Genomic DNA, 16,642 nt, shown 5'->3' on the forward strand with positions numbered 1-16,642 from the left:
TTCCAACATTTTTGATAATCAAAACATTACGCATGAACAAAGGTTTTTTGATCGACATGGATGGAGTTATTTATGGTGGAAATCACCTGATTCCTGGGGCCGACAAGTTCATCGAAGCATTGCAGAAACGCAACATTCCTTTCCTCTTTTTGACCAATAACAGTCAACGCACACCGCGTGACGTCGTGAATAAACTTACTGGCCTTGGCATCGAGGTTGAAGAAGACAATGTATTCACCAGCGCCATTGCAACGGGCTGGTTTTTGGCGCGAATGAAACCGGCAGGAACTGCCTATGTGCTAGGTGAAGGTGGCTTGATCAACAGTTTGCATGAACATGGTTATGCCCTGGTCACCCAAAATCCCGATTTTGTAGTGGTAGGTGAAGGACGCAACTTTACACTGGAAATGGTCAACCACGCGGTGGACATGATTCTGGATGGAGCCAAACTGATCGCCACCAACCTGGATCCTTCGCCCAAAACCATGGGTTGGACAAACCTGGGCATCAAATCTGTAGTAGCCATGATTGAAGAGGCGACGGGTGTCAAAGCTTTTTCGGTGGGCAAACCCAGCCCAGTCATGATGCGAGTAGCCCGCAAAAAACTGGGCCTCCAAACGGGAAACACCACTATCATTGGCGACACCATGGATACCGATATTCTGGGTGGTATTCAAATGGGGTATCGTACCATCCTCACCCTTTCTGGGGTATCCAAAAGAGCCGATTTGAAATCCTACGCTTTTGCGCCTGACCTAATCGTTGACACCGTAGGTGAACTCGACCTGGATGAATGGCTGGAAGGGCCAAGCTCTTTTTTGCATGGGCAGGCTGGGATGAATGGGAAGTTGATGGTGCAAAATTAATTTCCAATAAAAAAAGTTTCTGGTCTTGTCCGATTCTTTAACCGCTGTTCGTCAACAGGGCATGTTGATTAATTTTTTAACTTTAAACCAAAAAAAATGGAAAAGTACATGCTCCTGTTTCGCAACACTACGGCAACTGAATCTGCTTATCAAGAAATGTCGCCCGAAGCTATGCAGGCTGAGTTGGACAAATGGAACAGCTGGATTGGGGGCATTGCCGCTCAAGGCAAACTGGTAGGCGCCGAAGCGTTGGAACAAGAAGGCAAGGTCGTTTCTGGTTCCAAACACGTGGTAACCGACGGCCCTTTTGTTGAAAGCAAGGAGTTGGTCAGCGGATACCTCGTTTTGCAAGCTTCCAGTTTCGAAGAAGCCATCGAGTTGTCGAAAGGCTGCCCCATTTACGAGATCGAAGGACGAGTGGAAGTTCGGGCCATTCAGGTTTTTAATCAAGCCTGAGTATATGGCTGATCAGCCGGTCCACAGTACTGTTGAGCATCTTTTCCGACACGAGTCGGGAAAGATGCTTGCGGTATTGACCAAATTATTTGGCTTGAGCCAGGTCGAAATTGCCGAAGACATTGTACAAGAGACCCTGATTGCTGCGCTGGAAAGCTGGAAGCTCAAAGGGTTGCCCAGTGATCCCCGAGCCTGGTTGTACCGCGCTGCCAAAAACCGTACCATTGATTACCTGCGCCGCGAGCGCAATTTTTGGGAGCGTATTGCTCCGGCCATCCGCCAGGAGGAATCCGACCCTGAAGCTAGCCATTGGCTAGATGCCTATTTTTTGGACACCGAAATTGAAGATGCGCAGTTGCGCATGCTCTTTGCGGCTTGTCATCCAGCGATTCCATTGGAATCGCAGTTGGCCTTGATGCTGCGTACTTTGTGTGGCTTGAGTACGGAGGAAATTGCCGCTGCTTTTTTGCTGCCCAGTGATTCCATTGGCAAACGTTTGTACCGCGCTAAAGAAAAAATCCGTCAGGAAAAGTTATCGCTGGAAGTTCCGGCTGGTGCTGATATTCTTCCCCGTTTGGATGCCGTGTTGCACGCCGTCTATTTGTTGTTCAACGAGGGTTACAAATCTGCTTCGGACGATGCGGTCGTGCGCCGCGAACTGTGTGCCGAAGCCATTCGCCTGGGGGCTTTGTTAGCACGTCATCCGCTGAGTAATTTGCCCAAAACCCACGCCCTATTGGCCTTACTGTGTTTCCATTCAGCCCGCCTGGATACCCGCCTCAATGCCGAGGGAGAGATTGTACTGCTGGAGTACCAGGATCGCAGCCGCTGGAATCGGCAATTGATTGCCTTGGCTTACGAGCATTTTAAACAATCCAGCTGTGGTGAAGCAATCAGTGCTTACCATTTGGAGGCGGCCATTGCTTCCTACCATGCGGTGGCACAGAGTTTTGCCCAAACCAATTGGCAAGCCATCTATTATTGCTACAACTTGCTGATGAAAGTGCAGCCCTCCCCTATCGTAGCCCTCAATCGCGCCATTGCCTTGGGTTATGCCGATGGACCTAAAGCGGGTATTGAAGCTTTGTCAAAAATTGAGGGGATGGAAAAGCAGTATTTGTGGCATACCGCCTTGGGCGATTTTTATCAAAAACAGGGAGATAAATCCGCAGCTTTGACTGCCTATCAAAAGGCATTAACATTGGTCACCTTACCCGCCGAAAACAAAGTCATCCAGGATAAAATCAACAACTGTATGGATTAAGGGACCTTACATATCCAACATATCCCGCTCCCGGAAGTCCAGCAAAATAATCTTGATTGCCCGTTTGGCAATGTTTTTACCCAACATCCGCGTCAGGAAGGTCCGCCAGGCCCACAGGCAGATGCTTTTAAAAAAAGAAGGCTGATTTGCTGTTTTTTCCTTTTTGCCATAAAATTGCCTCATCAAATGGTCCACATCTTTGTGCACAGGCTTGTTGTAATGGTCATCAGGAGGGGTATTCAAGGCAAAAATATAGTCCAATACTGTTTTGAACCTTTGGCCCAATAAAGGATCTAGTCTAAAAATCTCGCTTGGACGAATCTTCAACTTGACGGGTTCGGGCAAATATGGCTCGTGGTACTCACTGTTGGCCATGTTGGCGATGCCCATATCCGGAATAATAGGGTAAAACCCCGGGCCACCCAGGTCGTTGGGTACAAAAAAGCGTTCATGCCGAGGATCGCGGCCATCACTTTTCCAATCGCTGAACACCTTAGCTGTTTCCAGTTTATCCAGTGAAATGGTGAAATGTTTGCGCAGGAACTTTTGGCAATTGTAACGCCCCAGATGAAAATCGTGCTCGCGAAATTCCCGGCTAAAAAAACCGCCGAAGCCATCCAGTGCGCCACAGGCAATTGGATACGGATCGTCATTCTTTTTGGGAAAAATCATCCGGCGAGTTGCATCACCTGACAAACCCCGCATCAAATCACTTTCTTTCACCATCGCCTGCGCCCGAATGGCCCCAAAAATATTGGGAATCAAGTCGAGTAGAGAGGTGGGTTTTTTGTATTTTTTGGTTTTGTCTTCGGCAAAATTGGGGAAGGGATCGATCATGATGATGGCGTAAGGGTTGCCTTCGGCCTGGCATTTTTCTTCAACCGCCTCGATGATTTCGCCAAAAGGTTCGTTGTTGATGGTGCCTCCATCTATCGCTACCAGGTTGAAAGGATCACTATCTGCCGTAATATCGATCGCTTGTTCCAACTTGGGGTTCTTGTGCAAACCAAACATGCGGTAGATCATCGCCTTGATGTAATCCAGGTGGATGTTATCCAGTGCGCGGGCCCGCAAACCCAGTGGAAAGGCACCTGTTGCTTTGGCACATTCCAACAACAATTTTCGGTCGTTTTCTTCCTCCGGTTGGAAGGGAACCACATGAGGTGGACGGTACTGCCCAGGAGTGCGACTCACCATAAAATGAGCGATGCCCTTGTGCACGTACATCCGGTGAGCGGGTTGGTATTTGGCATCGGAAGCGCTGAACACATCTTTTGCACCCTCCTGTTCCAGTTTTTTAAGCTCTTCCCGAATTTTGGTGTCAAAAAAATTAACCGCTACGGGTACACCTCGCAGGCTGGTGATGGTAAGGATGATCTGTAAGTTGGCGGAGATGTATTCGGGCAAGTCCTGGATTTGAGCCAGGACGCCTGCATTGTCAGCAATGGCATCGATGGGGTCGGAATTGAGTAAAGATTGCACTTCGTTGTTGGCCAGGATGTCTCCGGTTTGTAACATCTGCTCAATGGTGGGTAAACCTTGCGCGTCGTTGAGGTTGACCCAGGAGTCGTAAAGTTTATTGTGCTTTTTCTCCGGATTGTATTCGTTGATGGGTTTGATGCCTTCAAACATGGCCAGAGCCGCAATAGCGGCGGTCATCCCCCCAGCCGAAGCACCGCCGATCACTTCGATGACCACATCATGCATCGGCACCGAAAAATCGTACATGGGACTTTCCTCCCCAACTTCTTCGTTGAGCTTCTTGGCGCGATCCCATTTTTCGAGGGTTTCCAACAGGTAATCAACTACCCCAGCAGTATAGGCTCCAGCCGAAACGGCACCAGCCATGGCGATACCAATTTTGAAGATTTTGCGCTTTTGCATTAGTTCAATATGCTAATGTGTTAATTTGCTAAGTTGCTAATGTCGGCTTTATTAGCACATTAGCAAATTGTCACATTAGCACATTAAAGTTATCTTACTAAAAATACAATTCCGATCCCGGGGCCGCCCATTCCCGAGCGGGGATCAGTCTGAAAGGTAGGCTTTATTCGCCAACTTAAATCCTCACTGATGTCAAAATTTTGTAAATGAGCATCGACAAAAGCTTCGATGGCCACTAACCCATAAACTGCTACTATTCCGGCAAGTGATGCTTGGCGATTTTTATCATAGGAATCGCGGTTCGATCGCAGGCCATTCACCCCAAGGTTGAAAGAAGTGAATTCGTGCGTTTTGTCTTGTAGCTCCAGCTCCAAGGCTGTTTTTAGACGCTGGTATAGGTCATTATTGGAGTAAAACACATAAGCAATGCCTCCTAATGCCCCCACAGCAATGGGTGCCTTCCACCAACGGCCATTGTAGACCTGCCCTGCGCCGGGTAAGACCAACGAATAAAGCAGCGCTTTTTTCGGCACAGGCAGTCGGTTTTTCCGAGCCAGCTTGACGCTGTCCATAAAGATCATTTGCACTTTTTCCTGCGGAGGAGTAGCCGCAGGAAGGGTATCCTTTTGTTGGGCAAAAAGGGAACTAGAAAATACCGTCAACACCACAATGAACAGAGCCTTCATAATACAGTCAGTTTGCTTAGGGCGATAAAAAATAAGTGCTCATTTTGCCAGAGGATTAGATAAGTAAACGTTTCATTTCAAGTGTTTTATCTAATCCTCTGGCTCAGGAAAAATGAGCGCTTATTTTTGCCCCACTAGTTAGAGTAGGCAAAAGGCCAAAATGCTTCTTGTGGAAATGTTAATGGTTTTCTTCTAGGCGGTCCAGGATGTCCAGAAGTTCATTCAAGGCTTTGGTATTGGCAAAAGGGATCACGACTTGACCTTTACCTTCAGCATTCACTTTAAGTTGTACGGAACCAATCCCGAAAGTGGCACGAATTTTTTTGCGAACTGCTTGGTATTCTTCGGGCAAATCCTTTGACTTTCCCGCGCTTTTTTTTGTTTTTGGAGCATTTATTGAGTCCCGTAATGTCTCCAGCGCTTTGACAGAAAGACCATTTTCAATCGTTTCCTGTAATAAAAACAATTCGGTTGAAGGAAACTCAATTCCAGCCAATACCTTACCGTGCCCCAGGGTAATTAAACCATCTCTCAGAGCAGCTTTAGTAGCATTTTGGAGATTTATCAACCTTAAAAAATTGGTAATCGAAGGTCGATTGACGCCTAGTCTTTCTGATAATTGCTCATGGGTCAGATGAAATTCCGAAATTAGTCGAGCATAAGAGTTGGCAAGTTCCATTGGGTTAAGATCCTGACGCTTGATGTTTTCCAGAATAGCCATTTCCAGCATCAAAGTGTCATCAGCTTTCAGGATGTATGCTGGAATTTCAGTCAATTCAGCCAATTTGGAAGCTCTAAATCGCCGCTCCCCGGAAATGATTTGATATTTTTTTGGTTCTAGACGACGTACTGTAATGGGTTGGATGATCCCATGGGTCTTTATGGAATCAGCTAGTTCATTTAGTTCAACTTCTGTAAAATCCTTACGCGGCTGATTGATATTGCCTTCAATTTGCTCAATTGGAATCATTAAGAAATTAGCCATTAATTCATTGACTAATTCATCTTGATTAAGCTCAATTGCCTCTTCCAATTTATCAGCAGAAAAAACTGCCCGTAACCCTGCACCCAAATTATCCCGGGTGACCTTTTTCCCAGGTTCATTCCGAACTACTTTCTTAGCCATGTCCTTAATTCATTAATCCGCTACGGGTTCGTTAATCGTTTTGTTTACACTCAAATCGCCATTGCGCACCAGGAATTCCTGGGCTAGGTTCAGGTAATTGATGGCTCCTTTGCTGCCCGCATTCAGTAACACTACAGGCATGTGCATGTTGGGGGCTTCGCCAATCCGGGCGTTGCGGTGGATGATGGTATCAAAAACCCGCTCTTTGAAGATGTCTCGTACCTCTTTGACCACTACATTGGCCAAACGTAGGCGGGGATCGTACATAGTCAACACAATCCCTTCAATGGCCAAACTGGGGTTGAGGGTGCGTTTGACCAGGTTGATGCTGTCTTGCAATTTGGACAAACCCTCCAGCGCAAAAAACTCACATTGTACTGGAATCAGCACCGAATCAGCTGCGCAAAGTGCGTTGACGGTCACCATTCCCAGGGAAGGCAAACAATCGATGAAGATGTAGTCGTAATATCCACGAAGTTGCTCCACCACTTTTTTCATAAAAAACTCCCGATTGGGACGGCCTACCAGTTCTATTTCTGCTCCAACCAGGTTGATATCGGAAGGCAAGAGGTGCAAATTGGGGGTATCGGTTTCATAAATGGCGTCCATGGGATCCATACCATTGATCAAACAATCGTAGAGAGAGGCTTCGGCTTCACCTGGCAAAATACCTACCCCCGAAGAGGCATTGGCCTGCGGATCAGAGTCGATCAACAATACCTTTTTTTCTAGTATAGCCAAACTTGCCGCCAGGTTGATGGCGGTGGTGGTTTTACCCACTCCACCTTTTTGATTGGCAATGGTGATTACTTTTCCCATAAACTTTCAATTGTACAGCTTTCATTAAGCGGCAGCAAAATTAACTCTTTTCCTTTAGCAGCAAAAGCTTTTTGTGCGGAAGCATGATCGATTTTGATGTAACCGAAGGTATCGTAGTGGCAGCCGATGATTTTAGGGCAGTCGATGAAGTCGGATGCGAGGATGGCGTCTTCAATACCCATGGTGAAATTATCGCCGATGGGGAAGATAGCAAAATCTAGTTTGGGGCAAATCATCGGGAGGAGTTTCATGTCCCAGGTCAGAGCGGTATCCCCAGCGTGGTAGAAGGTCCCCTCCGCATTGGAAATCACAAAACCGCCGGGATTTCCGGCGTAAGTGCCGTCGGGCAGTACACTGGAATGAACGGCATTGACAATTTTGAGCTTGCCAAAATCAAAATTCCAGCTGCCGCCCAGGTTCATCGGGTGGCCTTTGATGCCTTTCGCCTGATAGTAGGTAACAATTTCGTAATTGGAAACGATAGTGGCATCACAACGTTTGGCAATGGTTTCGGCATCAGCTACGTGATCGCCGTGCCCGTGGGTAAGCAGGATGTAATCGGCTTGAATGCTGTTGACAAGGGTTGCAGCCTGATCGGCTTGCAGTGGATTGGGAGAAATGAAGGGGTCAAAAAGTAGTTTTTTGCCCACAGTTTCGACCAGAAAACAAGACTGGCCGTAGTAGGTGATCTGCATGGTTGATTTGGTTTGAGGATTTGGAGGCTTAAAGAAACACTTTCTTTGGGTGGTTTCAAATGCTCAAACGCAAAATTTCAACTCTTAGGTGTATCTTTGGTGTCTTAGGTTTCTTAGGTGGTGAAAGCATAACCTGCTTCGCAGGTATTTTATTTTCACAACCTAAGAAACATAAGACACCAAAGATGCACTTCAGTATTAAAACGGAACGACTACCTGTAATCTGGATTGAAACCCATGTGACTTCTTCATTTGCATGTAAAACTCGAACATCGGTGACAACTCAGGGAATTCCTTTTTCACCATTTTGCCCATTTTGGCCTCATCATCACTGCCTTCACCCAGAAATTCTTCTAGCAACTGCTGGATGGGGTCTTTGATGGAAGGATAACTCACCGTGCGGTAATCTTTCACTTTGGCCAATTTAGCCGCAGACTTGATGGCCTGATCTAAGCCACCCAATTTGTCTACCAGTCCGATCTTGCGGGCATCTACCCCGCTCCATACCCGGCCTTGGGCAATCTCATTGACTGCTTCGGTGCTCATTTTGCGGCCATCAGCTACCCGCTTGAGGAAGAGCGCGTACATCTCTTCCGTGGAGGCTTGAGCCCGGCGGGCTTCTTCTGGCGACATGTCCTGCATCACATTGAGGCCGAGGGCGAATGGGCCGGTTTTCACCGAGTCCATGGTAATGCCCAGTTTATTGGCCATCATTTTTTCGATGCTGGGGACTATGCGGAACACCCCGATTGAACCCGTAATGGTGTTGGGTTCCGCGAAAATCGAATCGGCCATACAGGCAATGTAATAACCGCCAGAAGCAGCAACATCCCCCATGGAAACGACCAAAGGTTTGCCGGCTTCTTTGGCTTTGGTCAGCGCGTACCAGATGTTTTCGGAAGCCAGGGCGCTACCTCCACCCGAGTTGACGCGGAGTACAATGGCTTTTATTTTTTCATCATCGAGCATTTTTTCGATGGCCTTTACGTAACGTGTGTCTCCAATCGAGCCATTGCTGCCTTTGCCATCCAGTACAGTGCCTTCGGCGTAAAGCACTGCAATTTTGCTATTGGCTTTGTAATTGCTTTTCGCGGGACGAGCCTGATCGTATTGATTGATGTTGACAAATTTTACGTCTTCATCTTTGTCCAAGCCTAGTTTTTTCTTGATTTGCTCCATCAATTCCTGGCGATACATCACTTTGTCGAACAAGCCGTATTGAACTGCTTTTTCTGGGGTATCTGCCAGGCCCTGGTTGATGATACTGCGCAATTCAGCGCTGGATTTTTTGCGGGTTTTGGCTAAATCACTCAGGAAAACATCGTAAAAGTCACCCAAAAATTCTCGGTACTGGAGTTTGTTTTCGGGGCTGAATTTTTCCAAACGATAGGGCTCGGTAGCTCCTTTGAACTTCCCAGCGTAATAAATCTGCATGTTGATGCCCAAATTGTCCAACATCCGTTTGTAGAACATCGCTTGCACCGCGAAACCATTGATTTCTACATAACCGCTGGGGTTGATGTAAGTTTCGTCGGCCACCGATGCTACATAATAACTGCCCCGGGTAAAAAATTTGCCGTGGGCAACTACAAATTTGCCTTTTTTCTTAAAATCTTCAATGGATTGACGCACTGTGCGGGCCGAAGCGAAGCCATTAAAAGCAGCCATTTCAGGTTCCAAAAGGATACCTTTGATGTTGTCGTCATCGGCGGCACGGCGGATGGCAGCAGCCACATCGTGCGTACTTAAAACCTTGGTTTTTTTGAGGTCGGAAAAAGAAACCGACTCCACGTTATTGGTCAGTTCAGGGGTAAGCTGATCAAAGGTGAGGCGAAGTACTGAGTTGGGGCCTACGGGTTCGGTTTTTTCGGCACTGCTGGCAATTGCACCAACAATGGCAATACCGACGAAAAACAACACACCTAAAGCCACTAATACCCCCAAGCAGGAGGCAAAAAACATCTTGAAAAATTGTCCCATAGTTTAATGTTTTGCGAACTGGCGAAAAATAGCTAAAATGGACGTAGGTTAACCTTTTTTTAGATGAAATGCACCAAAACCGGGAAGATGGATTGCTTTCCTTACAATTAATTAAAGTGGTTTTTGTTGGTCATCCCTCATTAAATTCTATTTTTACCCCGTTCATACACAAAATACCCGCAGTGACCAGCATAGACTTAAAACCACTCAAAGATTTTCAGGAGACCAAAGATGGTTTGCCTTATATCCATCGCGACATTAGTTGGCTTTCGTTCAATTACCGCGTTTTGCAGGAGGCCATGGATCCCAGTGTGCCTCTGTTTGAACGTTTGAAGTTCCTGGCCATTTATTCTTCAAACCTCGACGAATATTTCAAGGTGCGCATGTCTTACCATCGGCATTTGGCCCGGGTGGGCAAAAGCACCAAGCAAGAACTGGAGTACGACCCCAAATCGGCCATTAAGGAAATTCGGCGAATCGTCAACTTACAACAGGAAGTTTTTAGTAAGGTTTTTGATGAAATGATCATTCCCGAATTGAAGGATCATAAAATTTTCCTGCTGCGCCGTTTGGATCTCAACGAGGAACAACAACAGTTTGTCGAAGCCTACTTCAAAGACAACATGTTGCCCTTCGTACAACCCGTGTTGTTGCACCAAAAACGCATCCGCCCTTTTTTGAACAATGCGGCCTTGTACCTCACCCTTTGGCTCAAACCCATCGAAAACCCCGATGCGCCCGACGAGTATGCCCTGGTAAAAATGCCTTCGGATCAGTTGCCGCGTTTCATCCACCTGCCTCCTTCGGCACCAGGCCGGAACGATATAATTTTGCTTGACGACATTGTACGGCACAGTGTGTCCTGGATGTTTCCGGGGTATGCCATTGAAGATACCTTTTCAATCAAGTTGACCCGGGATGCCGAATTGTACATCGATGATGAATTTTCGGGTGATCTGGTGCAAAAAATCCGCAGCAGCCTCAACAAACGCCAGGTGGGGTCTACTTCACGTTTTGTTTACGACCGGCAGATACCTCTAACCATGCTCGACGTCCTTAAAGAGGTATTTGCCCTGGAAAAATACGACACGCTCAGGGAAGGTCGTTACCACAACAATTTCGACTTTTTTAAGTTTCCCGACTTTGGGATGAATCACTTAAAAAATCCGGTTTTACCCACCCTAGAGTGTAAGCTGCTAGAAGATACAGAGCATGACTTGTTTGGCAAAATTGCGGAAAAAGACCGGCTGCTCAACTTCCCTTACCAGTCCTATGCCGCGGTCATTCGATTTTTTGAAGATGCGGCCAAAGACCCCTTGGTTACCCACATCAAACTCACCCAATACCGGGTGGCAAAAAACTCCCAAATCCTGCAAGCCTTGATGGACGCCGTTGAAAATGGCAAACAGGTTTCGATTTTTATTGAGGTAAAAGCACGTTTTGACGAAGAAGCGAACTTGGGCTGGGGTGAAAAGTTAAAAAAAGCGGGCGTGCACGTCAATTACAGTTTTCCCGGCGTAAAAGTACACGCCAAGTTGGCCTTGGTGCGGCGCATGGAAAGCGGTGGCCCTGCCTTTTATGCCTATTTGTCAACCGGGAATTTTCATGAAGGCACCGCCAAAGTGTACAGTGATTTTGGCCTGTTCACCAAAGATACCCGTCTCACTTCTGAGGTGGCCCGGATCTTCACCTACCTGGAAACAGTAAAAGTGCCTCAGCAAGAATTCAAACATTTTTTGGTCGGCCAGTTCAACCTTCGTTCGGGTATTGAACAACTAATCGACTACGAGATTGCCCAGGCCAAAAAAGGAAAACCAGCCAGCATCATCATTAAAATCAACAGCATCCAGGATCGGCCCATGATCAAAAAATTGTATGAAGCCAGTCGGGCGGGTGTAAAAATTGACATGATCGTAAGGGGCATCTGCTCATTGGTTCCTGGAGTCAAAGGATTCAGTGAAAACATCAAGGCGATCAGCATTGTGGATCGCTACCTGGAGCATGCCCGGGTGTTTATCTTTCATCACGGTGGCGAGCAAAAAGTTTATCTGTCTTCTGCTGATTGGATGACCCGCAATTTGAGTTTCCGCGTGGAAACGGCTTTTCCAATTTATGATCCTGAAGTAAAACGCGACATTTTGGACTACATCAACGTCCAACTGAGCGACAACGTGAAGGCGAGAGTATTGGACAAAAACCTGTCAAACGAACGCAATAAAGTGGAAGGAGATTTCCCTTGTCGCTCTCAGGTGGATACGTATTATATGGCTAAGCGGAAGCTTGAAGAAAGTGAAAAGTGAAAAGTGAAAAGTGAAAAGTGAAAAGTGAAAAGTGAAAAGTGAAAAGTGAAAAGTGAAAAGTGAAAAGTGAAAAAAATGCACTAATCATTCATATCCAAATTTTTAAGCAACAAAATGCCTCAAAACAGTTAAAAAACAAGTAGTGTACGTGCTTTTCACTTTTCACTTTTCACTCCTTAATTCTTCTCCGGACGCAAACCCCGAACAACCTTCCCAGCCTGCCACATTTCGCTGTCGCGCAGCGTAGCAAGTTCTTCTTCCAGTTTTTCGCGGTAATCCGTCTGGCTATTGGAGTCGATAGAACGCTGGGCTTCTTCGCCGGCAGCTACACTATCGTACAATTCTTTGAAGACAGGTGCGGTAGCATCGCGGAATTTCTGCCACCAGTCCAGCGCACCACGTTGAGCAGTGGTCGAACAGTTGGCGTACATCCAGTCCATGCCGTTTTCAGCAACCAATGGCATCAGCGATTGAGTCAATTCTTCAACCGTTTCGTTGAATGCTTCAGATGGGCTGTGGCCACGTTTGCGCAGTTCATCGTATTGTGCAGCGAAGATACCCTGGATGGCACCCATCAAGGTACCACGCTCGCCCGTAAGGTCGGAGTATACCTCGTTTTGGAAGGTCGTTTCGAACAAGTAACCGGAACCAATGCCAATACCCATTGCTACAACCCGATCCTTGGCGCGGCCAGTAGCATCCTGGTGGATGGCATAGCTGGAGTTCAAACCACGGCCTTCCAGGAACAAACGGCGCAAGCTGGTACCAGAACCTTTCGGCGCAGCCAGGATTACATCGATATCGTCAGAAGGAATGATGCCCGTACGCTCTTTGTAAGTGATCCCAAAACCATGAGAAAAGTACAGGGCTTTTCCAGGAGTCAGGTATTTTTTCAAAGTAGGCCAAATGGCGATCTGAGCTGCATCAGACAGTAGGTATTGAATGATGGTACCACGTTCAGCAGCTTCTTCGATGCTGAAAAGGGTTTCACCAGGTACAAAACCATCGGCAATTGCTTTGTCCCAGGTTTTGGAAGGGTAACGTTGACCTACAATCACGTTAAAACCATTGTCGCGCAGGTTCAGCGCCTGACCAGGACCTTGCACACCATAACCAATGATGGCAATGGTTTCGTCTTTCAATACTTCCAGAGCCTTTTCGAGCGGGAACTCTTCGCGGGTAACCACGTTTTCTTCTACGCCGCCAAAGTTGAGCTTTGCCATAAGATATTTGTGTTTATAATGAGTTTTCAAAAAAGGATGGGCGCAAAGATAGAATAAATGCACTCTTTACAAAGTATGGAAAAAATTGGGGTTTTACAATTTCAAAAGTCTGAGCGCATGTCTAAAAAGTCAGGCCCCTTTATGCATGGCCTCGATGAACAAATCGAGTTTGTACGAATCCAGATAGCGCAAATCCACCAATTTGGACTGTTGCAATCGCTTTAAGATGAAAGGTCGGAGCAATTTCAGCCCCCACCCTACCCCATTGAGCAGTTTCCAACGGGCAATTTTGTCATAGGTTTGGGTCAAGCGCGTTTCAACCCTTTTTCCACGCTGCTGCAATTGCGCCAGGTTGTGGATCGCCATTTGGGTTTTGGACAAAAAAACTGCCGTGCTCTCCAATCCCAGATGCAATAGAGGATTGTTCAAATGTAGGATTTCGATGTTCTTTTTGGCCAATTCCATCCCGAACAGAGTGTCCTCGTGCCCGTAGGTGCGCAAACTTTCGTCAAAGGTGATGCTGGCAAAGATGGATTTGGGGATCAAAAAATTGTTGGTCATAAAAGAATGGTAGGGATTTTTTTGGCGCTCCAAAAAATCTTGTTGTTCCCGCTGCCGACCATAATGCCAGTGCAGGAGGTATTGCGGGTCTGAGGGCGGTTTGGGCAGGTAGCTGCGTCCACCGTACAACAAACGTTGTGGGTGGAAGGCAGATACATAAGTTTGTAAATAATGAGGCATTACTACCCCGGAATCGCAGTCCATGTACAACAGGTAATCGTATTGGGCCATTTCAACCAGGCGATTGCGGATAGCAGCCCGACCAATGTTTTGGGGCAGTTCCTCATAGCGGACATTGGTTTTTTGAATCAAAACCCCATTTATTGCCTTAAATTTTTCATCCGAAGCATCATCCAGTAAACAAATCTCGTACAATTCACCCAGCCCTTCGGCCTGTCGGTGCAATTCCGTCACCAAATAAGTGACATCGTAGTTGTAAATCGGTATAAGGATGGAGAGCAAGTTGAAATATTTAGGGTTGAAAAGTTGAAGTGTTCGGATACGCAAGTTTCGGAATTCTCTTTAAAAATTTGTGGCTAAAGCAGGATAAATTTTGTCACCCCATCTCTTCAACTTTTCAACCCTAAACTCGTCAACTTTCCCTTAACTTTGCGGAGTTGAAAAAAAACGCCTTTCAATTAAAACTGAAACTTCAGAAAGTTTGTTATATTTGTATGACGCAAAAAATTACTTCCCGATTTTTTTGAGGCTTTTGAATAGGAAGCTCACTTGAAATGAACCGTTCGACTTCCTATTCAAAACCCAAATCGGGAAGTTGATTTTTCTGCTTTACTTTGCAAACAAGTTCAACACACGCTCATGTCATCCACCGCAACATTGGATACTTTACTCAAGGATCCCTCATTAACCAAACCGCTCCGCGACATCGCCGAAAAAGTGGCTCAACACCAACGCCTCAGCCCCGCCGAAGGTATTTTACTGTTTGAAGAGGCCGAGTTGGGTTATTTGGGGGTTCTGGCCAATTTTGTCCGCGAACAAAAACAAGGTGACCATACTTATTTTAACCGCAACTTCCACATTGAGCCAACCAACCTCTGCGTGTACACCTGCAAGTTTTGCTCCTATTCCCGGCTGATCAAACAGCGCCACGAGGGTTGGGAATACACCGCTGAGCAAATGTTGGACATCGTATACAAATACGACAATGAGCCCGTTACAGAAGTACACATCGTCGGTGGGGTCTTGCCCCAATACGATTTGCCCTTTTATGTAGACTTGTTCAAACGCATCAAGGCGCATCGGCCCGAGTTGCACGTCAAGGCGCTTACCCCCGTGGAATACCACTACATCTTCAAAAAAGCCAAAGTCAGTTATGAAGATGGTATGAAGATGATTGCCGATTCAGGGGTTGATTCATTGCCTGGTGGCGGCGCCGAAATTTTCCACCCGGAAATTCGCGAGCAGATCGCCGCCGACAAGTGTACGGGCGAACAATGGCTGCGGATGCACGAAATCTGGCACGAGCTGGGACGCAAATCCAATGCCACCATGCTCTACGGCCACATCGAAAATTACAGCCACCGCATCCATCACCTGGATGAATTGCGCAAACTACAAGATAAAACGGGGGGCTTCCAAACCTTCATCCCGCTCAAATTCCGCAATCAGGACAATGAAATGTCCCATATCCCGGAAGTGAGCACCATTGAAGACTTGCGGAATTACGCCGTAAGTCGCATTTACCTCGACAATTTTGGCCACATCAAAGCCTACTGGCCCATGATCAGCCGAAATGTGGCACAAATGGCCCTCTCTTTCGGTGTGGACGACATCGATGGCACCATTGATGATACCACCAAAATTTATTCGATGGCTGGTTCCGAAGAACAAACCCCGGCGATGAGTACGCAGGAATTGGTGAAACTCATTCGTAGTGTTGGCCGTCGCCCCATCGAACGGGATACCTTATACAACGTAATTCAGGACTACAGCGATGTTGTTTTTGAAGAAGACAAACAATTTCGTGGCTACCTGGATTTGCCAGTAGTCAACAACTAATGATGGTTGAGGAAGTTGAGAGGGTTGAGGGAGGTTGAGGCTCCGCGAGCGTCTTTGACAAGGACGCGTCTAAGTTACTTGCGGTAGCCTCAACCTCCCTCAACCCTCTCAACCCTCTCAACTAAAAAACAGGCATGAAAAGCATCTATATCATCCGACACGGCGAAACTGACCTCAATCGCAATGGCATTGTACAAGGCAGCGGTGTAGATACCCATTTGAATGAATTGGGACAGCAACAGGCCCAGGCATTTCATCAACGTTATGCCGATTTGCCCTTTGAAGTGGTACTTACTTCGGCCTTGCGTCGTACCCACCAAACTGTGCAGGGTTTTATTGAATCCGGGATCCCTTGGGAACAATGGGCGGAAATCAACGAAATCAGCTGGGGCATTCACGAGGGGCAACAGAACACCCCTCAAATGCACGAAGAGTACACAACCTTGGTCAGGCACTGGAAAGCGGAAAATTACGACGCCAGAATTGACGGCGGAGAAAGTGCCCAAGAATTGGCCAAGCGGATGCACCATTTTGTGGAACAGCTCAGGAGCCGCCCAGAAAAACAGATTTTGGTATGTAGCCACGGTCGGGCCATGCGTTGCCTGATGTGTGTTCTCAAGGGCAAACCGCTGTACCAGATGGATCACTTCAAACACGCCAATACCGGCTTGTATAAGTTGAGCTACGATGGTACAAGCTTTCATTTTGAACTGGAAAATGACCTAAGTCACCTGGAAAACATTCCCAGTCTTTAGACAAGCTC

Annotated in this window: 14 protein-coding genes; 6 read left to right on the plus strand and 8 right to left on the minus strand. The window is 46.9% G+C overall.

What is annotated here, in order from left to right; all coding sequences use genetic code 11:
* Positions 1–32 precede the first annotated feature (32 nt).
* From ACEW9O_RS03665 to ACEW9O_RS03675, 3 genes are all read left to right on the plus strand, one after another.
* On the plus strand, positions 33–866 hold the full coding sequence (locus ACEW9O_RS03665; protein WP_373548770.1) for an HAD-IIA family hydrolase: 834 nt from the start codon (positions 33–35) through the stop codon (positions 864–866).
* Between the two features lie 96 nt (positions 867–962).
* A complete protein-coding gene (locus ACEW9O_RS03670; protein ID WP_373548771.1) occupies positions 963–1,322 on the plus strand; it encodes a YciI family protein in 360 nt (119 codons plus the stop codon).
* 4 nt (positions 1,323–1,326) lie between these two features.
* Positions 1,327–2,586, plus strand: coding sequence for an RNA polymerase sigma factor (locus ACEW9O_RS03675; protein WP_373548772.1), 1,260 nt, complete (start codon positions 1,327–1,329; stop codon positions 2,584–2,586).
* Positions 2,587–2,592: 6 nt separating this feature from the next.
* Here ACEW9O_RS03675 and ACEW9O_RS03680 read toward each other — a convergent pair whose 3' ends face one another.
* The 6 genes from ACEW9O_RS03680 to sppA form a co-directional block, all read right to left on the minus strand.
* Positions 2,593–4,470, minus strand: a complete 1,878-nt coding sequence (locus tag ACEW9O_RS03680) for a hypothetical protein (protein WP_373548773.1) — start codon at positions 4,468–4,470, stop codon at positions 2,593–2,595.
* Positions 4,471–4,559: 89 nt separating this feature from the next.
* Complete coding sequence (locus ACEW9O_RS03685; RefSeq protein ID WP_373548774.1) at positions 4,560–5,156, minus strand: DUF5683 domain-containing protein; 597 nt, start codon at positions 5,154–5,156, stop codon at positions 4,560–4,562.
* Between the two features lie 178 nt (positions 5,157–5,334).
* Entirely contained in the window at positions 5,335–6,282 is a 948-nt protein-coding gene (locus tag ACEW9O_RS03690) for a ParB/RepB/Spo0J family partition protein (RefSeq protein WP_373548775.1), read from the minus strand.
* A gap of 12 nt (positions 6,283–6,294) precedes the next feature.
* Positions 6,295–7,101, minus strand: a complete 807-nt coding sequence (locus ACEW9O_RS03695) for a ParA family protein (RefSeq protein WP_373548776.1) — start codon at positions 7,099–7,101, stop codon at positions 6,295–6,297.
* Complete coding sequence (locus ACEW9O_RS03700; RefSeq protein ID WP_373548777.1) at positions 7,089–7,796, minus strand: metal-dependent hydrolase; 708 nt, start codon at positions 7,794–7,796, stop codon at positions 7,089–7,091. The genes ACEW9O_RS03695 and ACEW9O_RS03700 overlap by 13 nt, the downstream gene beginning before the upstream one ends.
* A 198-nt stretch (positions 7,797–7,994) precedes the next feature.
* A complete protein-coding gene (sppA, locus tag ACEW9O_RS03705; RefSeq protein WP_373548778.1) occupies positions 7,995–9,776 on the minus strand; it encodes a signal peptide peptidase SppA in 1,782 nt (593 codons plus the stop codon).
* Between the two features lie 182 nt (positions 9,777–9,958).
* Here sppA and ppk1 point away from each other — a divergent pair, with 182 nt between their 5' ends.
* Positions 9,959–12,076, plus strand: coding sequence for a polyphosphate kinase 1 (gene ppk1, locus ACEW9O_RS03710; RefSeq protein ID WP_373548779.1), 2,118 nt, complete (start codon positions 9,959–9,961; stop codon positions 12,074–12,076).
* A gap of 176 nt (positions 12,077–12,252) precedes the next feature.
* Here the strand turns inward: ppk1 and ilvC are convergent, their stop codons facing one another.
* Together ilvC and ACEW9O_RS03720 are read right to left on the minus strand one after the other, a co-directional pair.
* A complete protein-coding gene (ilvC, locus tag ACEW9O_RS03715; protein ID WP_373548780.1) occupies positions 12,253–13,299 on the minus strand; it encodes a ketol-acid reductoisomerase in 1,047 nt (348 codons plus the stop codon).
* Between the two features lie 129 nt (positions 13,300–13,428).
* The gene (locus ACEW9O_RS03720; protein ID WP_373548781.1) at positions 13,429–14,322 is read right to left on the minus strand and encodes a glycosyltransferase family 2 protein; all 894 of its coding nucleotides are present in this window, start codon (positions 14,320–14,322) and stop codon (positions 13,429–13,431) included.
* 357 nt (positions 14,323–14,679) lie between these two features.
* Between ACEW9O_RS03720 and ACEW9O_RS03725 the strand changes: the two genes are divergently transcribed.
* Positions 14,680–15,879: a CofH family radical SAM protein gene (locus ACEW9O_RS03725; RefSeq protein WP_373548782.1), complete on the plus strand. Its 1,200-nt coding sequence runs from the start codon at positions 14,680–14,682 to the stop codon at positions 15,877–15,879.
* 134 nt (positions 15,880–16,013) lie between these two features.
* Positions 16,014–16,634: a histidine phosphatase family protein gene (locus ACEW9O_RS03730; protein WP_373548783.1), complete on the plus strand. Its 621-nt coding sequence runs from the start codon at positions 16,014–16,016 to the stop codon at positions 16,632–16,634.
* The last annotated feature ends 8 nt before the right edge of the window (positions 16,635–16,642 follow it).

The organism is Haliscomenobacter sp., from assembly GCF_041740695.1.
In the GTDB taxonomy this organism is placed as follows: Bacteria; Bacteroidota; Bacteroidia; order Chitinophagales; family Saprospiraceae; genus Haliscomenobacter.